Origin of the sequence: Brevundimonas sp. MYb52, from assembly GCF_002979535.1 — a bacterium.
Lineage (GTDB): Bacteria > Pseudomonadota > Alphaproteobacteria > Caulobacterales > Caulobacteraceae > Brevundimonas.
The window spans coordinates 38,238-56,723 of the sequence record NZ_PCPB01000007.1; the positions used below are offsets into that span (position 1 = coordinate 38,238).

Annotated in this window: 16 protein-coding genes; 8 read left to right on the forward strand and 8 right to left on the reverse strand. The window is 67.1% G+C overall.

The annotated features are described in order from the left end of the window. Both leuC and leuD read left to right on the forward strand, forming a co-directional pair. Positions 1 to 1,407 (forward strand): 3-isopropylmalate dehydratase large subunit, encoded by a 1,407-nt coding sequence (leuC, locus tag CQ039_RS09530; RefSeq protein ID WP_105561964.1) that lies wholly within the window; start codon positions 1 to 3, stop codon positions 1,405 to 1,407. After that, positions 1,407 to 2,018, forward strand: a complete 612-nt coding sequence (leuD, locus tag CQ039_RS09535; protein WP_105561963.1) for a 3-isopropylmalate dehydratase small subunit — start codon at positions 1,407 to 1,409, stop codon at positions 2,016 to 2,018. Before leuC ends, leuD begins: the two co-directional genes overlap by 1 nt. Before the next feature lie 121 nt (positions 2,019 to 2,139). Here the strand turns inward: leuD and CQ039_RS09540 are convergent, their stop codons facing one another. After that, complete coding sequence (locus CQ039_RS09540) at positions 2,140 to 3,297, reverse strand: CaiB/BaiF CoA-transferase family protein (protein WP_255413077.1); 1,158 nt, start codon at positions 3,295 to 3,297, stop codon at positions 2,140 to 2,142. Positions 3,298 to 3,456: 159 nt separating this feature from the next. On the opposite strand from CQ039_RS09540, the gene CQ039_RS09545 reads away from it, so the two are divergent. Further along, positions 3,457 to 4,074, forward strand: a complete 618-nt coding sequence (locus tag CQ039_RS09545) for an FMN-dependent NADH-azoreductase (RefSeq protein WP_105561962.1) — start codon at positions 3,457 to 3,459, stop codon at positions 4,072 to 4,074. 8 nt (positions 4,075 to 4,082) lie between these two features. Beyond that, the gene (locus tag CQ039_RS09550; RefSeq protein WP_105561961.1) at positions 4,083 to 5,615 is read left to right on the forward strand and encodes an acyl-CoA synthetase; all 1,533 of its coding nucleotides are present in this window, start codon (positions 4,083 to 4,085) and stop codon (positions 5,613 to 5,615) included. An 82-nt stretch (positions 5,616 to 5,697) separates the two neighbouring features. Here the strand turns inward: CQ039_RS09550 and CQ039_RS09555 are convergent, their stop codons facing one another. The 7 genes from CQ039_RS09555 to CQ039_RS09585 all read right to left on the reverse strand — a co-directional run bounded on the left by CQ039_RS09555 (position 5,698) and on the right by CQ039_RS09585 (position 14,105). Next, positions 5,698 to 7,050, reverse strand: a complete 1,353-nt coding sequence (locus CQ039_RS09555) for an MFS transporter (RefSeq protein WP_105561960.1) — start codon at positions 7,048 to 7,050, stop codon at positions 5,698 to 5,700. A 46-nt stretch (positions 7,051 to 7,096) separates the two neighbouring features. Continuing rightward, entirely contained in the window at positions 7,097 to 7,501 is a 405-nt protein-coding gene (locus CQ039_RS09560; protein WP_105561959.1) for a nuclear transport factor 2 family protein, read from the reverse strand. After that, entirely contained in the window at positions 7,498 to 8,412 is a 915-nt protein-coding gene (locus CQ039_RS09565; RefSeq protein WP_105561958.1) for an SMP-30/gluconolactonase/LRE family protein, read from the reverse strand. Before CQ039_RS09565 ends, CQ039_RS09560 begins: the two co-directional genes overlap by 4 nt. Before the next feature lie 14 nt (positions 8,413 to 8,426). Continuing rightward, the gene (locus tag CQ039_RS09570) at positions 8,427 to 9,575 is read right to left on the reverse strand and encodes an acyl-CoA dehydrogenase family protein (RefSeq protein ID WP_105561957.1); all 1,149 of its coding nucleotides are present in this window, start codon (positions 9,573 to 9,575) and stop codon (positions 8,427 to 8,429) included. 66 nt (positions 9,576 to 9,641) lie between these two features. Beyond that, positions 9,642 to 11,822, reverse strand: coding sequence for a TonB-dependent receptor (locus CQ039_RS09575; RefSeq protein WP_105561956.1), 2,181 nt, complete (start codon positions 11,820 to 11,822; stop codon positions 9,642 to 9,644). Between the two features lie 439 nt (positions 11,823 to 12,261). Further along, positions 12,262 to 13,707, reverse strand: coding sequence for an aldehyde dehydrogenase family protein (locus tag CQ039_RS09580; RefSeq protein ID WP_105561955.1), 1,446 nt, complete (start codon positions 13,705 to 13,707; stop codon positions 12,262 to 12,264). Further along, on the reverse strand, positions 13,704 to 14,105 hold the full coding sequence (locus CQ039_RS09585) for an L-rhamnose mutarotase (RefSeq protein ID WP_233190089.1): 402 nt from the start codon (positions 14,103 to 14,105) through the stop codon (positions 13,704 to 13,706). Before CQ039_RS09585 ends, CQ039_RS09580 begins: the two co-directional genes overlap by 4 nt. 91 nt (positions 14,106 to 14,196) lie before the next feature. On the opposite strand from CQ039_RS09585, the gene CQ039_RS09590 reads away from it, so the two are divergent. Genes CQ039_RS09590 through CQ039_RS09605 form a run of 4 tightly spaced genes read left to right on the forward strand, consistent with a single transcriptional unit; the run spans position 14,197 to position 18,484 of the window. Next, entirely contained in the window at positions 14,197 to 15,375 is a 1,179-nt protein-coding gene (locus CQ039_RS09590; protein ID WP_105561953.1) for an aldose 1-epimerase family protein, read from the forward strand. A 1-nt stretch (position 15,376) separates the two neighbouring features. Beyond that, positions 15,377 to 16,141: an SDR family NAD(P)-dependent oxidoreductase gene (locus CQ039_RS09595; RefSeq protein ID WP_233190088.1), complete on the forward strand. Its 765-nt coding sequence runs from the start codon at positions 15,377 to 15,379 to the stop codon at positions 16,139 to 16,141. A 22-nt stretch (positions 16,142 to 16,163) separates the two neighbouring features. Next, complete coding sequence (locus CQ039_RS09600) at positions 16,164 to 17,351, forward strand: CaiB/BaiF CoA-transferase family protein (protein ID WP_105561952.1); 1,188 nt, start codon at positions 16,164 to 16,166, stop codon at positions 17,349 to 17,351. After that, positions 17,348 to 18,484 (forward strand): ABC transporter substrate-binding protein, encoded by a 1,137-nt coding sequence (locus CQ039_RS09605; protein ID WP_105561951.1) that lies wholly within the window; start codon positions 17,348 to 17,350, stop codon positions 18,482 to 18,484. Before CQ039_RS09600 ends, CQ039_RS09605 begins: the two co-directional genes overlap by 4 nt. Positions 18,485 to 18,486 lie beyond the last annotated feature (2 nt).

Consider the following 18,486-nt stretch of genomic DNA (forward strand, 5'->3'; position numbering starts at 1 on the left):
ATGAGTTCGCCCCGCACCCTGCTGAGCAAGATCTACGATCGCCATCTGGTCGCCGACCTCGGCGACGGCGATATACTGATGTACGTCGACTTCCACCTGGTCCACGAGGTCACCAGCCCGCAAGCCTTCGAGGGCTTGCGCCAACGCGGAGCCGCGGTTCACGCCCCGGCCCAGACCCTGACCGTGGCCGACCACAATGTGCCGACGCTGAACCGCGCGGCAGGCATTCTCGACCCGGAAAGCCGGGCGCAGATCGAGCAGCTTCAGATCAACGCCGCCGAGTTCGGCCTGCCGTGGATCCCACTGGACAGCGTCGATCAGGGCATCGTCCACGTCGTCGGGCCGGAGCAGGGGCTGACCCTGCCGGGCACGACCATCGTCTGCGGCGACAGCCACACCGCCACCCACGGCGCCTTCGGGGCCCTGGCCTTCGGCATAGGCACCTCCGAGGTTGAGCACGTTCTGGCGACGCAGACCCTGGTGCAGAAGCGCGCCAGGTCCATGCTGATCGAGGTCGACGGCGCCCTGGGGCGCGGCATGACGGCCAAGGACCTGATCCTGGCCGTCATCGGCCAGATCGGGGCCAATGGGGCGACGGGCTACATCATCGAATACGCCGGTCAGGCCATTCGCGACCTCGACATGGCCGGGCGCATGACCGTCTGCAACATGTCGATCGAGGCGGGCGCACGGGCGGGTCTGATCGCACCGGACGAGACCACCTTCGCCTATCTGAAGGGGCGTCGCCACGCGCCGCAGGGCGCGGCCTTTGACGCCGCCGTGGCCGACTGGCGCACCCTGGCCAGCGATCCCGGCGCGACCTATGACAAGGTAGTGCGCATCGACGCCGCCGCCATCGCGCCCATGGTCACATGGGGTTCCAGCCCCGAGGCGGTGACGACCATTGGCGGGCGGACCCCCGACCTGAGCGCCGTCGCCGATGCCGGCCAGCGCGCCCAGATCGAGCAGATGCTGGCCTATATGGGCCTGTCGTCCGATCAGCCGCTGGACGGCCTGGCCATCGACACCGTCTTCATCGGTAGTTGCACCAACGGCCGTCTGGAGGACCTGCGCGCCGCCGCCGACATCGCGCGCGGCCGTCATGTGGCGAAGGGCGTGCGCGCTCTGGTCGTGCCGGGCTCGGGCCTCGTCAAGGCGGCGGCCGAGGTCGAGGGGCTGGACCGCATCTTCATCGACGCCGGGTTCGAATGGCGCGAGGCGGGCTGCTCCATGTGTCTGGGCATGAACCCCGACAAGCTGGCGCCGGGCGAGCGCTGCGCCTCGACCTCCAACCGCAATTTCGAGGGCCGTCAGGGTCCGGGCGGCCGCACCCATCTGGTGTCGCCGTCGATGGCCGCCGCCGCCGCCGTGGCGGGACGGCTGGTCGATGTCAGGAGCTTTGGCTGATGCGAGCCTTCACCACCCTGGACGCCGTCGCGGCGGCCCTGCCCATCGCCAATATCGACACCGACAAGCTGGTGCCGGGGCGCTTTCTGAAGGGCGTTACCCGCGCTGGTCTGGGGCGCATCCTGCTGCACCCGCTACGCTTTGACGCTGATGATCAGCCACGCGCCGACTTCGTGCTGAACCAGCCGCCGTGGGATCAGGCAGGCATCCTGATCGCGCTCGACAACTTCGGCTGCGGCTCCAGCCGCGAGCACGCGCCCTGGGCCCTGCTGGACTTCGGAATCCGTTGCGTCATCGCGCCCAGCTTCGCCGACATCTTCCGCAACAACTGCTTGAAGAACGGCATCCTGCCGCTGGTCCTGCCTGCGGCGGACTGTCTGGCACTGATGGATCTGGCGCGCGATCCGGCGACGGCGCGGTTCAGCGTCTCCCTGCCGGATCAGACGGTGACGGCGGGCGGTCGCGTCTGGTCGTTCGACATCGGCGCCGCCGACAAGACCAAACTGCTGGAAGGCCAAGACGAGATCGACCTGGCTCTGGCGCGGCTGCCCGAGATCGAACGCTTCGAGGCGCGCATCGGCTACGCCGCGCCGCATTTGGGGGCCTTCTAGGAGGCCAAGTTCAACGTCATCTCGGCCGTAGCGCAGCGAAGAGCCGGGACCGCCCAAAGCGTCGTCGCTTCCTGCGGTCCCGGATAGCCCTGCGGGCTTCCGGGATGACGGTGTTGGCTTATCAGGCGCCGAGCCAGCGTTGCAGAATCTCGGCCGTGTCCTGGCCGACTTTCAACGGAGCGGGGCGACGCACCGAGCCGGGCGTGGCCGACAGCTTGGGGAAGACGCCCTGCATCGCCACCTTGCCCAGCACCGGGTCCTCGACCTCGATGATGGCCTCGCGCGCCGCGAAATGCGGATCGGCCATCATGTCCTCGGCGTCAAAGACACGGCCCGCCGGCACGGCGTGTTCGATCATCAGGTCTTCCAGTTCCTGAACCGTCAGGGTCACGGTCCATTCGCCGACCAGGATGTCCAGCTCCGCCTGATGCTCGCCGCGCGCCAGATGGGTGGCGTAGCGCGCATCGGTCGCCAGTTCGGGGCGGCCCATGGCGGTGCACAGACGGGCGAAGACCGCATCCTGATTGGCGCCGATCAGGTATTCGCCGTCCGAGCAGGGATAGACATTCGACGGCGCGATCTTGGGCAGGACCGATCCGGTGCGCGTGCGCTTGTGCCCGTTGACGGCGTATTCCGGGATCATGCTCTCCATGACCTGCAGCACGCTCTCGTACAGGGAGCTGTCGACCACCTGGCCCTGACCGGTGCGCTCGCGGTGTTGCAGCGCCGCCAGCGCGCCCATGCAGCCGTATGTCGCCGCCAGGGTGTCGCCGATGGACACGCCGACGCGCGACGGGGCGCGGTCCGGCTCGCCGACGATGCCGCGCCAGCCGCCCATGGCCTCGCCGATTCCGCCGAAGCCGGCGCGCGACGAATAGGGGCCGGTCTGGCCATAGCCCGACACCCGCACCACGATCAGACGCGGGTTGGCCTTCATCAGATCGGCGGGGGCCAGGCCCCACTTCTCCAGCGTCCCGGGGCGGAAGTTCTCGATCAGGATGTCGGCCTGGGCGATCAGGTCGCGCGCCGTCTGCTGGCCCTCGGCCGAGCGCAGGTCGACCGCGACGGAATACTTGTTGCGCGCGATGACCCGCCACCAGGTCGGCGTCTCGCCCTGACCCCAGTGGCGCATCGGATCGCCGACGCCGGGCGATTCCAGCTTGATCACCTCGGCGCCCATGTCGCCCAGCAACTGACCGCAGAAGGGGCCGGCGATCAGTTGGCCCATCTCGACGACCTTGAGCCCGTGCAGGGGGCCGTTCAGCGGTTGGCTGGTCACGGACGCATTCTCCAAGACGTCAATTTATCTTACAATATCTGGCCGCGCCGTCTGCGAAAGTCAACGGCGCTGCAGGGGCTTGCGATCGGCAAATAAATTGACAAAACTCTCGTTTCAACTTGCGAGAGATCGGCTTCAGCCGACGGATCGGGAAACGTCATGCTGCTTCATATCGTGGCCAGCCCCAAGGGGGAAAGGTCAGCCTCGCGCTCGCTCGCGGATCGCTTCATCGCCACCTGGCGGGAGCAGAACCCAGACGTAGAGATCGACACCCTGGCCCTGTTCGAGGAAGACCTGCCGCGCTTCGAGGCCGAGCACGCCTTTCGCAAGTTCGCACCCATCTTCGGCGAGGAAGTCTCGCCCGAGGCGGACGCCGCCTGGCGCATCGTCACCGACGCCGTGGCCCGTCTGGATCGCGCCGACCGCATCCTGCTGTCCTGCCCGATGTGGAACTACAGCATCCCCTGGGCTCTGAAGCTCTATCTCGACATCATCGTCCAGCCGCGCGTCACCTTCGGCTACAAAGCCGACGAGATGCGCCATGTCGGCCTGCTGCGAAACCGGCCGATGCAGATGATCCTGACGCGATCGTCGACGGTGGCGGGCGACTATGTCGATTTCCAACTGCCCTATCTGAAGCACATCTTCGAGACCATCGGCATCCGCGACATCCGCGCTCTGGTGGTTCCGGCCACGACCAAGCCCGGCGCCGAGGCCCGCGAAGCCTATGTCCGCAGCTTCGACGCCCAGGCGGACGCCGCGGCCAGAGCTTTCTGAGGACGATCATGCATCCCAGTCATTTCGCCGCCGTCACCCCCGACAAGCCCGCCGTGATCATGGCGCGAACGGGCGACGTCACGACTTTCCGGCAGATGGACGAGGCCTCGAACCGCGCCGCTCACCTGCTGCGGTCGCTGGGGCTGAAGCCCGGCGACGCGGTGGCGGTCTGTCTGAGCAATACACCCGACTATTTTGCCCTGGCCTGGGCGGCGCAGCGGTCGGGCCTGTATTTCGTCGCCTTGTCGTCCCGACTGACCCTGGCCGAGGTCGACTACATCGCCCGCGATTGCGGGGCGCGGGTGCTGATTGCGGGCGCTGACCTGCCCAATACGCCGGACCTGGTGGCGGGCCTGTCCGACCTGATGCTGTTCACGCTGGGCGGCGTCGTTCCCGGCTATCGGGTGTGGGAGGACGAGGTCTCGACCCAGCCCGCCACCCGCATCGCCGACGAGGCGGCTGGCGGCGAGATGCTCTATTCCTCGGGCACCACGGGGCGGCCCAAGGGCATCCGGCCGGAACTGCCCAAGGACGGCGACATCACCGCCATGCCCATGACCACCCTGGTGGCCAAGACCCGCTTCGGCGTGGACGAGGCCAGCGTCTATCTATGCCCGGCGCCCCTCTATCACGCCGCGCCGCTGCGCTGGTCGATGGGGGTGCAGCATCTGGGCGGCACGGTGGTGCTGATGGACAGGTTCGATCCCGAACTGGCGCTGGGGGCCATCGACGCCCATTGCGTGACCCACAGCCAGTGGGTGCCGACCCACTTCATCCGTATGCTGAAACTGCCCGAGGATGTCCGCGCCCGCTACGACGTCTCGACGCTGAAGCTGGCCATCCACGCCTCGGCGCCGTGCCCGGTGCCGGTCAAGCGGGCGATGATCGACTGGTTCGGCCCGATCCTGATCGAGTACTACGCCGGGACCGAGGGCAACGGCATGACCATCATCAATTCGCAGGAGTGGTTGCAGAAGCCGGGATCGGTGGGCCGCGCCAACTTCTGCGTCGTCCACATCTGCGACGACGAGGGCCATGAGCTGCCGCCGGGCGAGGTGGGGAACATCTATTTCCAAGGCGATCACCCGTTCGAGTATCACAACGACCCCGAGAAGACGGCCACCGCCTATGACGCGCGCGGCTGGACCACCCTGGGGGACGTGGGGCGGCTGGACGAAGACGGCTATCTGTTCCTGACCGACCGCAAGAGCTTCATGATCATCTCGGGCGGGGTGAACATCTATCCGCAGGAGATCGAGAACCTGCTGATCCAGCATCCGAAGGTGGCCGACGCCGCTGTGATCGGCGCGCCCTGTCCCGAGATGGGCGAGCGGGTGGTGGCGGTGATCCAGCCCGCCGACTGGGCCGACGCCACGCCGGAGTTCGCCGCCGAGCTGTCGGCCTGGGCGCGCCAGTCGCTGTCGGGGATCAAGGCCCCCCGCCAGTTCGACTTCATGCCGGAACTGCCGCGCCACGACACGGGCAAGCTCTACAAGCGGCTGATCCGCGACGAATACTGGAGGGACGCCAGGGCAGCCTGACGAGCGGCGTCCTCGCGAGGCCAAAAGAAAACCCCCGCCGGTCGAACCGGCGGGGGTTTTTGCTGTCAGCGTCTGATCGGGATCAGACGGCGTCTTGCGCTGCCAGGGCCTCGTTGCGGTCATTGTCCTGCACGGCGGCGATGATGGCCTTGCGCGTGGTCAACAGCAGGACGATGCCGATGCTCAGGGATACAGCCGTGACCAGGGCCAGGGCCTTGCCCAGGCTGGTCGGACCGTCGAACAGGTGCTCGCTGACGAAGCCGATGATCAGTGGGCCCAGACCCATGCCGGCCATGTTGGCGACCAGCAGGTAGATGGCGGTCATTCGGCCGCGCATGGTGGCCGGGGTCAGGATCTGCAGCGTGGCCGCCTGCAGGCCGCCGATGGTCGAGACCGTGGCCATGCCGACCGCCGCCAGGGCCAGGGCGGTGTTGGTGTCACTGACCAGATAGGCGCCCATCATCAGCGGGAACTGAATGATGGCGGCGGCCAGGACGATGCGCACAGGGGCTTCGGCATGACCGCGCTTGGCCGCACGGTCGGACAGCAGGCCGCCGATGCCCAGGCCCACGGTGCCGAACAGGCCGATGATGACGCCGAAGGCCAGACCCAGATGGGCCGGGCTCATGCCGTGGGCTCGTGCGAAGTGGACGGGCGCCCACAGCATGGCGCCATAGGCGGCGATGACGATGATCGAATAGCCGATGACCACGCCGCCAAAGGCCGCCTTGTGGCGCATGGCCAGGGCCCACAGGGCGCTGAGCGGCGGGGCCTTGGCGGCGCCGCGCCGACGTGCAGCCTCGCGCACGGTCAGCAGCATGACGGCGGCCAGGGGCGCGCCCAGCAGGCCGACAGCTACGAAGGCCAGACGCCAACCGGTCAGTTCGCCCCAAGGCAGGGGGATCTGGGTCTTCATGGCCCAGGCGACCAGCACCCCGCCGAACAGCATGGCCACGCCGCCGCCCAGCGACACGCCCATGTTGTAGAGGCTGACGGCGAAGCCGAGGCGCTTCTTCTCGAAGCGGTCGGCGATGGTGGAATAGGCGGCGGGCGACAGGGTGGCTTCACCGATGCCGACCATGGCGCGGGCGGCCAGCAGGGAGGCGAAGCCGCCGGCGAAACCGCTGGCTGCGGTCGCCGCGCTCCAGCCCAGGACGCCGAAGACCATCAGGTTGCGACGGTTGCTGCTGTCGGCCAGGGACCCGAAGGGAATGCCCATGATCGAATAGAGCAGGACGAAGCCGAAGCCGACCAGCAGGCCGACCTGCGTGTCGCCCAGGCCCAGTTCGGTGCGGATCGGCTCGATCATCAGGCTGATCAGCACGCGGTCCATGAAGGACAGCATGTAGGCGACCATCAGGACCAGAACGACATAGATGGCGTAGGCCGGGCGGGATCGCACGGCGTCGGCAGCAGTGGCGGCGGCTGAAGTCATCCGCGGTCTCCTGTACTGTACTGAAGCGAAAGGGCGGAGGCGGGCATCAGGCGCACGCCTTGATCTGGGCGTACCAGGCCGTAAGCGGCGCGGAGTCGAAGTACTCGTCAAGCCGGACGATCACGCCGTCCTGTACCTGACAAATCAGCGTGGCTGCCAATTCGAGCACCGGTCCCTTGACGTGGGTCGCCTTCAACAGGTGCTGCTGAACATAGCCGCCTGGGAAGGTCTGGACCCGTCGGTTCTGGTAGTGGCGTTCCGAGGTCTTGCCGATGAAGCCGGACAGGACCTCGATGTTGGCGTCGCGATCGACGCCGACGCCTGCGGTGTTGAGCCAGACCACGACGGCGGGATCGTAGCAGGCCTTCACCGTCTCGGTGTCACCGGCCTGGATGGCCTCGATGAAGCGGTCGGCGAGGGCGCGGATAGCCGTGTCAGCAGGGGCGGTCATGCGTTGAAGGCCAGCTTCAGGCCGGGCTCGGCCCAGCGCGTCTTGAACAGGGTTCCGGTCGAGGAGCCGGTGATCCAGGCGTCCTTCATGTCGGCGCCGCCAAAGCAGATGTTGGTGGTGACGAAGTCGGGCACCGGAACGTGGTTGGCCTCGCCGGTCGGCGTCACCACGGTGATGCCGCCGTTGATGCCGGTCGCCACGCAGATGTCGCCGTTGGCCTGAACCCCCAGGCTGTCGAAGGGCAGGTAGTCGGCCAGGGTGAGGACGTGGCGGCCCGGCAGATAGGCGGCCGTGGCGGGTTCCAGAACGCCCGGCGCGCTGAGATCATAGGCCCACAGGCGGCAGGTCCAGGTCTCGGCGACGTAGAGGGTCTTTTCATCCGGCGAGAGGCCGCAGCCGTTCGGCCACGAAATCCGGTCGCGCTGGCGCGAGATGAAGCTGCCGTCGGTCTTGGCGTAGTAGATGGCGCCATAATCGCGGGTGGTCTCGTTCTCCTTGCCGAGATCGGTGAACCAGAAGCCGCCGTGGCTGTCGAAGACGATGTCGTTCGGCGCACTGAGTGGGCGTCCATCGCATTCGACATACAGGGTCTCGACGGCGCCGGTGGTCAGGTCGACCGCCTGGATCGACCCGCCAGCATAGTCGCTGGCCGCGCCGTGCGGGACTGTCAGGCCGCCGTCCAGATCGACCCAGCCCAGGCCGCCGTTGTTGCAGACATAGACGCGACCGTCCGGGCCGATGGCGGCGCCGTTGGGACCGCCGCCCAAGTGGGCGACGACGGTGATCTGACCGTCCGGAGAGACCCGGCTCAGGGTCTGGCGGCGGATCTCGACGACCAGCACCGAGCCATCGGCCATGGCGATGGGGCCTTCGGGAAACTGCAGGCCGGTGGCGACGACTTCGAGCGACATGAAAGACGTTCCGTTCAGACGATGGGGTGGTTGATCGGCAGGCCGAAGTGGCGGCGGCCGACCTGCTCGCGGGCGATGTCCCAGTCCCAGAAGGCGTGAGAGGTGACGGTCGCCAGGTCGCGCCAGAAGCGTTGCAGCGGCTGGTCGTGGTGGTAGTTGGACGAACCGGCGTTCGCCATCATGTTCTGCGACACCTCGCGGCCGGTGCGGGCCAGATAGCCGGCCGAGCCCTTTAGGCTGATGCGGTCGTCGGTGGTGAAGCCGGTCTGGACCAGGGCCTCGGTGCGGGCCACATGGGCGCGTCCCAGAATATCGACCGCCTGGGTTCCGACCTGCATTTCTCCCAGGACGATGTGGGTGTGCTGCTGATCTTTGAACACGGCGCCCGAGAAGTTGCGCACGCGGCGATCCACGATGTCCTCAAAAGCTGACAGGGCTCCCTTCAGACCGCCGGTCAGGACCGGAACGATGGTGGCGTAGGCCATGGGGACCAGGGGGATGGCGTAGAGCGGATTGTCGTGCAGGGCCGTGCCCTCGGTCGCACCCTTTCTCAGGTCCACGCCGTCCAGCGACATGTGGTCGGGCACGAAGACGCCCTCGGCGACGATGTCGTTGGAGCCGGTGCCGGCCATGCCGCTGAAGCGCCAGGTGTCGTCCACGGTCACGTCGGACACGGGCATGACGAAGCTGCGCGGGGCCTTGTCGGGGGTCATGCCGGACACCATCACCCAGTCGGCGTGCATGACGCCGGACCCCCAGGGGGCGCGGCCGGTGATGACCCATCCGCCCTCGGCGGGTTCGGCCTTCATGGTCGGCGCGGTCGCCGCCGGCAGCAGCACGAAGCCGCGCGCGCCGAACAGGGTTTCCTGCGCCTTGGGCGTCATCTTGGCGGCGTAGAGGTTGTGGCCGATGTAGAAGGACGCGATCCAGGCGGTCGAGATGCAGCCCTGGGCCAAGGTGTCGACGACCTCGAGCATGGTCTTCAGATCGGACTCGGCGCCGCCCCAGCGTTTGGGGACCAGCATCTGCAGGATGCCCGCGTCGATCAGGTCGTTGATGGTGTCATCGTGGGGGCGGCGCAGGGCCTCGGTCTCGGCGGCGCGGGCCTTGAGAACGGGCAGCAGCTCACGCGCCCGTCCGATCAGTTCGGCGGAGGTCGTCATGGGGAACTCGAAGTAGGGGGCGGACGAAGAAGAGGCCGGCCCTTTGCAGCACCGGCCTCTGGATCGCTAGAAGTTGAAGCTCAGATCAACGCCGATTTCACGCGGCGGCTGATAGACTCGCGCGGCGAGCAGGGGGCCCACGGCGAAGGTGTTGTTGATCACCACCTCGTCGGTCAGGTTCTTGCCCCACAGGCTGACCCGCCAGCGACCGTCCGGCAGTTCCAGCGCCAGGCTGCCATCGACGATGGTGTTGGCCTTGCGCAGGGCCAGGTCCGACGACGCGTTCACGACGTTGAAGCTGGTGTACATGTCGCTCATGTGGCGCACGCTGGCCTGGGCCGTCACCTGACCGAAGTCGTAGGACTCCTTGTAGTTAAAGGTGATGCTGTTGCTCCACTTGGGCGCATAGGTCATCGGCAGATTGGTGCGGTCGATCACGCCCTTGCCGTCGCCGAGGTCAGCGGTGAACTCGTCGAAGCCTGCATCCAGATAACCGACCGAAGCCGTGACGGTGAAGGCGTTGGTTACGACCGCCGTGGCCTCGGCCTCAAAGCCCGAGATCTTGGCGCTGCCGACGTTGGCGACCAGGGTCTGGTTGATGTTGGTGCCCGGGATCACCTGCTGGACGCTTTGCTGCATGTCCTTGTAGTTGCTGGTGAAGACGGCGGCGTTCAGACGCAGGCGGCGGTCGAGCAGGTCGCTCTTCACGCCGATTTCGTAGGAGTCGACGCTCTCGGAATCATAGGGACCGACGGCGGCGAAGGTGCCCGCGCGACCATTGAACCCGCCCGCACGGAAGCCGCGTGAGTACTGGGCATAGGTCATCAGGTTGTCCGACCACTTGTAGTTGACGGCGAACTTGGGCGAGAAGTCGTCGAAGTCGGCGTCAAACGTATCGCTGTTCGGGAAGAAGAGCGGCTGGGTGGTGAAGGTCTTCTTCTCCTGGCTGTAGCGACCGCCGGCCGTCAGCGTCAGGCCGGGAAGAACTTCGTAATCCGCCTGACCGAAGACGGCGTAGGAGTCGGCCTTCTGGCTGGTGATGGCGGTCGAACCCGCCGTCGGGCCGCCGAAGACCAGACCGAACTGGCCCGTGGCGATGTTGTATTCCTGGGTCATGTAATAGGCGCCGACTACATAATGCAGCGGGCCGTCGGCGTTCGAGGCCAGGCGGAATTCCTGGCTGAACTGGTCGTGGGTTTCGTCGCGGTGGACGGTCAGGAAAGGGATCGGCGTGGCGTCGAAGTCGCTCAGGATGTTCGACTTGGTGTTGCGGTAGCCGGTGATGGAGGTCAGCGTGACCGGGCCCAGGTCCCGGTTGGCGTTCAGCGCCAGGCCATAGGCTTCCAGGTTCGAGAAGACGTCGTCGCCGATGTGGGTCAGGAAGGGATCGCCGTCCGTGTCGGCAGGCTGGCCCGCGAGGTCCAGGACCATGCCGGGCAGACTGGCGTTCTCGACGCCGGGGCCAGTGCCTTCATCCTTGGTGTAGTCGATGATCAGGGTGGCGTCGAAGGTGGCGGTCGGCGTCCACAGCAGGGCGCCGCGCATCGACGTGGTGTCCTGGGCCCCCATGTCGCGACCGTCGATGTTCTTGGTGTAGCCGTCGTAGGTCTTGGCCAGGAAGGAGAACTTGCCGGCCAGCTGGTCCTCGATCAGGGCGCCTTCGACGCCGCCGCGCAGTTCCTGACGACCGTTGGAGCCAAAGGTGGCCTGGGCGCGGGCGCCGAAGTCGAACGAGGGGCGACGCGACTGGACGCTGACCACGCCGCCGATGGTGTTACGGCCGTAGAGGGTGCCTTGCGGACCGCGCAGGATGGTCACGCCGTCGATGTCAAAGAAGTCCTGAACCGCGCCGACGTTGCGCGACAGATAGACGCCGTCCAGTTCGACGCCGACCGAGGGCTCAAAGCTGGATTCGACGTCGGCGAAGCCGAGGCCGCGAATGAAGAAGGCGCTGGCGAAGGGATAGGCGCCGACCGGGGCCAGGATCACGTTGGGGATCTTGCCGTCCAGGCTGACCAGGCTCTCGACCTTGCCGTCGGCCAGGGCTTCGGCGCCGAAGGCGCTCACGGCCAGAGGCACGTCCTGCAGTTTCTGTTCGCGGCGCTGGGCGGTGACGACGATGTCGCCGACGGTGGCGACGTCGGCCAGATCAGCCTGGGCGCTCGATGCGGCGTCTTGTGCGAATGCGGGGGTGGCGCAGGCGGCGGCCAGTGCGACGCCGCACTTCAGCCAGTATGACAATTTCATTCTATCCCTCTCCCTAGGTTTCTCGTTCTGAACGCGAGATGGGGAGATTGACGCAGCAGATTTTTATTTTGTCAAACAATCTGACGAAAAAGGGCAATTAATTTGACCAGTTCCCTGAGCTCCTTTTGACGGGTGAACTGAGGGAAGCGGCCAAACTCCGGCTTGGCCTTCATTCCTGGGCAGGTAGGGAACGGATCGTAGCTGTAAGGATCGCTCCGGTCCTGTTCCTGCACCCTCGCACAATTGCCAAACCTCTAAGCCGCCGCGCTCTTGCTGCAGTCGATCGGCCCCGAACAGTGGGCCGGACTGACATCGGGAGCTATGGTGGCATTGCGCGGGGGCGAGCGGCCGCCATCGCCTGTTCTCGGGGCGGCTTCGGTGGCGCTCGACGGACGCCGCGGCGCCACCATGCAGTGACGGCTGACTGTGGAAGTGCGACCTACCCCGCGCTGTAGCTGGTCTTGATCTGGGTGAAGAAGTCGGCGGCGGCGAAACCCTGTTCGCGGGCGCCATAGCTGGACTTCTTGGTGCCGCCGAAGGGCACGTGATAGTCCACGCCGGCGGTCGGCAGGTTGACCATGGTCATGCCCGCCTTGGCCCGGCGCTGGAAGTCGCGGGCGTGTTTCAGCGACTGGGTGACGAGGCCGGCGGACAGGCCGAACTCGCTGCCGTTGGCGATGGCCAGAGCCTCCTCGTAGGACTTGACCCGGATGGTCGAGGCGACGGGGCCAAAGACTTCCTCGTTGTTGATGCGTGAGGCCGCGTCGGTGTCGGCGATCAGGGTGGGTTGGACATACCAGCCGGGCGCATCGAGGCTCAGGCGCTCGCCGCCGGCCGCGATCCGGCCGCCTTCGGCGCGGGCGATGTCGATATAGCGGTAGGAGGTCTCGCGCTGGTCTTCGCTGACCGCCGGGCCGATCTGGGTATTGGGGTCCAGCGCGCCGCCCACGCGCAGGGCCGCGACCCGCTCGGCCAGCAGGGCGACGAAACGGTCGTGGATGCCGTCCTGCACGATCAGGCGGCTGGAGGCGGTGCAACGCTGGCCGGTAGCGAAGAAGCTGCCGTCCAGGGCGATGGCCACGGCGCGCTCCAGATCGGCGTCGTCCAGCACGATCAGCGGGTTCTTGCCGCCCATTTCCAGTTGCACGCGGGCCTGACGGGCCACGGCGCCGGCGGCGACGCCCGCGCCCACGCCCTGCGAACCGGTAAAGCTGACGCCGTCGACATCCTTGTGATCGACGATGGCCTGACCGACATCGCCGCGACCGACGACCATATTCAGCACGCCCTTCGGCAGGCCCGCCTCGTGCAGGATGGCGACCAGGGCCTCGGCCGTGGCGGGGGTATGGCCGGCGGGCTTCAGCACCACGGTGTTGCCAAAGGCCAGGGCCGGCGCCGCCTTCCACGCGGGAATGGCGATGGGGAAGTTCCACGGCGTGATCAGGCCATAGACGCCGACCGCCTGACGATAGGTCTGGACCTCGACGCCGGGGCGGGTCGAGGCCAGGTTCTGGCCATGCAGACGCAGGGCCTCGCCGGCGAAATATTTCAGGATGCGGGCGGCGCGGGCGGTTTCGCCGATGCCTTCGGCCAGGGTCTTGCCCTCTTCGCGCGACAGCAGTTCACCGACCGCCTCGCGGCGCTCCATCAGCAGGGTGCCGGCGCGGTCCAGCACGTCCGAACGGACCTCGGGCGAGGCCTCGGACCAGGCGGGGAAGGCGGCCTTGGCGGCGGCGACGGCGGCATCCACTTCGGCCACGCCGCCCTGAGGCGTATGGGCCACGACTTCGCGTGTGTCAGAGGGGTTCAGACTCTCGGCCGGACGGTCGGACGCAACCTGTTCGCCGTTGATCCAGTGGTTGAGCGAAAGGGCGGCGGTCGTCATGCGGGCGATCCTTGAACAGGTTTGGTGGTGTCGTGGCCCATCAGGGGCTGTTCCGACAAGGTGTAAATTCGGGTCATCTCGACCCAGGTCTGGTCGGGGGCGAAGGGCAGGGGCTTCTGGAAGCTGCGCATCAGCGCGTCCCAGGCCTGAACGTCGGGGTTGGCGGCGTCGCGGGCCAGCTTGGCGGCGGGGTCGTAGGCGTCGCCCTGTTCCAGGATCATGAACATCCGGTCGCCGACCAGCCAGATCTCCAACTCGCGCACGTCGTCGGCGCGAATGGCCTCGGTCACGGCGGCCGGCGGGCCGCCGGCGCGGTGCCAGTCCCGGTAGCGGGCGATCTGATCGGCGTCGTCGTGCAGGTCGACGGCGAAGCAGCGGCGCGTGGTGGACTGGCTCAACGGGACCTCTCGGAAGGCGTTGACGGACCCGAAGGGACGCCTATAAACATCATACATATGATAATAACGAGCCTGTTCAGGGAGGCAAGCCGTGACCCGACTATATGGCCAGACGATGAGTCGTCGCGCCCTGGCTGAACGCACCGGCGCCCTGTCGCAGTTCGCGGGCGTCCGACTGATGACCCTGGGCGACGGCGTCGAGCGCGGCGTGCGCCAGCTGGAGTTTCGCACCGGGACCGGCCTGCGCTTCACGGTTCTGATCGACCGCGCCATGGACATCGCCGAGTGCGAGCACAGCGGTCGCGCCGTGGGCTGGCACTCGCCGTCCGGCTTCCGCCATCCGGGGTTGCACGAATATGAGGGCGAGGGCGGTCTGGGCTGGTTCCGCTCCTTCTCTGGCCTGATGGTCACCTGCGGGTTGGACCATGTCCTGTTCATGCACGACGACCCGGCGGATCATTACTTCTATGGGCCGAGGAAGACGGTCAGTTCGTCGCTGCACGGACGGGTCGGGACCATCCCGGCGCGGTTGACCGGCTATGGCGAGCGCTGGGAAGGCGACGACTGCTTCCTGTGGGCCGAGGGCGTGGTGCAGCAGTCGACCGTCTTTGGCGAGGACCTGCACCTGATCCGCCGCATCGAGGCCCAGGTCGGGACGGACGAGATTCATCTGCACGACCGGGTGGTCAACCACGGCTTCTATCGAACGCCGCATATGTATTGCTACCACATCAACGTCGGCTATCCGGTGCTGGGCGAGGACGCGCGCTATGTGGCGCCGATCCGCGACGTGGTCTGGGCCTCCCATGCGGGCGAAGACTATCGCAAGCAGGGCGCGGGGTATCGCACCCTGCCGGCCCCGATCCTGAACTTCCACGAACAGGTTTGGCAGCACGACATGGCCGCCGACGCCGAGGGCCGGGTCAATGTCGCCCTGGTCAACGAGGGGCTGGGGTTCGGCTTCGAGGTCGAGACGCTGAAGTCGCAGTTCCCGGCCATGTATGAGTGGCAGAACCTGCATGCGGGCCACTATGCCCTCGGCATCGAGCCCTCGACCAACCATGTGCAGGGCAAGGATTTCGCCCGCGAGCGCGGCGAGCTGATCCAGCTCGAACACGGCGAGGAGCGTCGCTACGACAGCGTCTTCCGCATCCTGCCCGACGCGACCGCCGTGGCCGGGGCCGTGGCCCGGATCGAGGGCGTGCAGCGTCAGCCGCAGGATGAATATCCCGAGCCGTCGGGCGTCTATCCGCCGATCGGGGGGCGCTGAGATGGCGGCGGTTCAGGACATGAAGGGCAAGGTGGTCCTCTATACCGGCGCGGCGGGCGGGCTGGGCCTGCAGACGACGCTGCAACTGATGGGGCGCGGCGCGACGGTGGTGGCGGTCGACAACGACCCGGCCAAGGTGGCGGCGCTGCAAGAAGCCGCGGCCTCGGTGACGACGGGAAGACTGGTGGTGTCGACCGCCGACCTGTCGGACCTGGAGGGGTTTCGCGCCGAACTGAAAGCGCGGCTGACCGAGGTCGGCGGCTTTGACGTCGTGATCAACAACGCCGCCATCTATCCGTCCAAGCCCTTCGAAGACTATTCGATCGAGGAGCATCAGGCGGTCCAGCGCATCAATGTCGATGCCGGGATCGTGGCGGTGCAGGAAGCCTTGCCGGGGATGCGGGCGCGGGGCTTTGGCCGCATCATCAACATCGCCAGCATCACTATCTCGGGTGAGTGGGCCAACCTGTCGCCCTATGTGGCCTCAAAAGGGGCGCTGATCGGTCTGACGCGGGCCTGGGCGCGCGAGTTCGGGCCCTATGGCGTCACCGTCAACGCCATCGCGCCGGGGGCCTTCCCCACCGACGCCGAGGCCATCCACCCGGACCCCGAGGGCTATGTCCGCCACGTGCTGGACAGCCAGGCGGTCAAGCGTCGCGGCCATGTCGGCGACATCGCCCACGCCATCGCATTTTTCGCCGCCGACGAGGCGGGCTTCATCACCGGACAGACGCTGCACGTGAACGGCGGCTGGGTGATGGGCTGATCTTTCAAAGGTATTGAAGACAATGGGAATCCTCAGCGGAATCCGCGTGCTGGACTGCTCCATCGCCATGGCCGGTCCCTTCGCCGCCCAACGCATGGGCGACATGGGCGCCGACGTGATCAAGGTCGAGCCGACGACGGGTGAATGGCAGCGCCACGTCTCGGCGGGCGGCGCGCGCGGCAATCAGATCAACGTCTCCTTCCTGTCGCTGAACCGGAACAAGCGGTCGCTGGCCGTCGACCTGAAGGCGGCCGAGGGCAAGGCCCTGCTGCTGGAGATGGTCAAGACGGCGGACGTCTTCTTGCAGAACTATCGCCCCGGCGTCGCCGCGCGTCTGGGCGTCGACTACGAGACGCTTTCCAAGATCAATCCGCGCCTGATCTACGTCTCCATGTCCGGCTATGGCGAGGACGGCCCCTACAAGAACTATCCGGGACAGGACCTGCTGTTGCAGGCCATGTCGGGGGCCATGATGTCCTCGGGATCGGCGGATCAGCCGCCGTCGCCGGCCGGCCAGTATCTGGTGGACGCCATCACCGCCTACACCGCCTTCGAGGGGGCGCTGGCGGCCCTGTTCCACCGAGAGCGGACGGGCGAGGGGCAACTGGTCCAGATCAATATGCTGGACGCCATCACCACCATCCAGATGCAGGAGATGTCGGTCTTCACCGTCGGCGGCAAGCCGCAGACCCGCTCGGCCGAGCCGCACGCTCATAGCTATATCCGCGCGCCCTACGGCGTCTTCGCCACTAGCGACGGTTACATCTCCATCGCCATGGCCTCGTTGAAGACCCTGGGTCGTCTGATCGAGGAGCCCTTCTTCGCTGATCTCGACGACGAGACCGACAGTTGGACCCACCGTGACGAAATCTACGCCTGCGTGCGTCGCCGACTGGTCAACCGCACCAGCGAGGACTGGCTGGCCCTGTTCCGTGAGAACGACATCTGGTGCGGCCCTGTCTATGGCTATGCCGAGGTGGTCGAGGACCCGCAGATCAAGCACAACGGAACCTTCGTCGAGTATGATCACCCGACCGAGGGACGGGTGAAGACGCCGGGCTTCCCGATCAAATTCTCCAAGACGCCGTCTGTCATCGAACGCGGCGCGCCTCTGGTCGGCGAGCACACGCGCGAGATCTTGGGCGAGGCCGGTCGGGATGCGGCCAATATCGAAGCCCTGATCGCGTCGGGCGTGGTGCGGGCGGGATGACGACGCCCGCCTATCGCGGCCTGACCTGGGACCATCCGCGCGGCTATCGCGCGCTGGAGGCCGCCGCCGCGCAGGTCGCCCCGGCGCGCGACGGTTTCGCCCTGAGCTGGGACCGCCATTCGCTGGAGGGGTTCGAGGAACGCCCCATCGGCGAGCAGTGCGACCTCTATGACCTGGTGGTGCTGGACCACCCGCATGTCGGCGAGGCGGTGGCGGCGGACTGTCTGATCCCGCTGGAGGACCTCTTCAGCGCCGAGGAGATCGCCGGATGGAGCGCGGCGGTCATGGGCCGCAGCCTGTCCTCTTATCGCTACGCCGGTCGTCACTGGGCCTTGCCGCTGGATGCGGCGACGCAGGTCATGGCCTGGCGACGCGAGGCCATGGAACAGCCGCCGACGACGTGGGAGGCGGTGGTCGAGCTGTCAGACAGGGGCGGGGTGGCCATGTCCCTGTCTGGTCCGCACGCCGCCCTCAGCTTCCAGTCGATCTGCGCCGCCCTTGGCGCGACGCCCGTGACTGACGGCAAGAACTTCATCGACCGAGCGGCGGGGCGCGAGGCCTGGGCGCTGTTGTCCCGTCTGGCGGCGCGCAGCCCCAAGGCGCTGGCCGCCATGAACCCGATCGGCATTCTGGAACACATGAGCGCGCATGACGACGTGGTCCTGTGCCCTCTGGTCTATGGCTATGTGAACTATGCGCCGGGCGGGGTTCTGGGCTTCGCCGACGCGCCGCGCGTCAGTGCGGACGGGCCAGTCGGCTCCATGCTGGGCGGCACCGGCATCGGCGTGTCGAAGCGCTGCGCCGTGACGCCGGACCTGTTGAACCATCTGCGCTGGTTGATGTCGATGGAAACCCAGAGCGGGTTCATCCCTGACCATGAGGGCCAGCCGTCGTTGAAGAGCGCCTGGCGCAATGCGGGCGTCAACGCCCGTTGGGGCGGCTTCTACGCCGACACCTTCGCTACGCTGGAGGGGGCCAGCCTGCGCCCGCGCCATGACGGCGCCATCGCCTTCCAGACCGCCGCGTCGCAGCGCCTGCGCGAGGGGCTGGAGGCCGGCGACCCGGCCGACGTCGTGCTGAACCATCTGCAGGCGCTGTTCGTGCGGCATCGCCCGCACGGCGCTGAAACCTGAAG

Excerpts from the sequence above, each read along its gene's own strand:
- leuC (WP_105561964.1), top strand. The coding sequence starts at position 1 with ATGAGTTCGCCCCGCACCCTGCTGAGCAAGATCTACGATCGCCATCTG.
- leuD (WP_105561963.1), top strand. The coding sequence starts at position 1,407 with ATGCGAGCCTTCACCACCCTGGACGCCGTCGCGGCGGCCCTGCCCATC.
- CQ039_RS09545 (WP_105561962.1), top strand. The coding sequence starts at position 3,457 with ATGCTGCTTCATATCGTGGCCAGCCCCAAGGGGGAAAGGTCAGCCTCG.
- CQ039_RS09550 (WP_105561961.1), top strand. The coding sequence starts at position 4,083 with ATGCATCCCAGTCATTTCGCCGCCGTCACCCCCGACAAGCCCGCCGTG.
- CQ039_RS09555 (WP_105561960.1), bottom strand. The coding sequence starts at position 7,050 with ATGACTTCAGCCGCCGCCACTGCTGCCGACGCCGTGCGATCCCGCCCG.
- CQ039_RS09560 (WP_105561959.1), bottom strand. The coding sequence starts at position 7,501 with ATGACCGCCCCTGCTGACACGGCTATCCGCGCCCTCGCCGACCGCTTC.
- CQ039_RS09565 (WP_105561958.1), bottom strand. The coding sequence starts at position 8,412 with ATGTCGCTCGAAGTCGTCGCCACCGGCCTGCAGTTTCCCGAAGGCCCC.
- CQ039_RS09570 (WP_105561957.1), bottom strand. The coding sequence starts at position 9,575 with ATGACGACCTCCGCCGAACTGATCGGACGGGCGCGTGAGCTGCTGCCC.
- CQ039_RS09575 (WP_105561956.1), bottom strand. The coding sequence starts at position 11,822 with ATGAAATTGTCATACTGGCTGAAGTGCGGCGTCGCACTGGCCGCCGCC.
- CQ039_RS09580 (WP_105561955.1), bottom strand. The coding sequence starts at position 13,707 with ATGACGACCGCCGCCCTTTCGCTCAACCACTGGATCAACGGCGAACAG.
- CQ039_RS09595 (WP_233190088.1), top strand. The coding sequence starts at position 15,377 with ATGGCGGCGGTTCAGGACATGAAGGGCAAGGTGGTCCTCTATACCGGC.
- CQ039_RS09600 (WP_105561952.1), top strand. The coding sequence starts at position 16,164 with ATGGGAATCCTCAGCGGAATCCGCGTGCTGGACTGCTCCATCGCCATG.
- CQ039_RS09605 (WP_105561951.1), top strand. The coding sequence starts at position 17,348 with ATGACGACGCCCGCCTATCGCGGCCTGACCTGGGACCATCCGCGCGGC.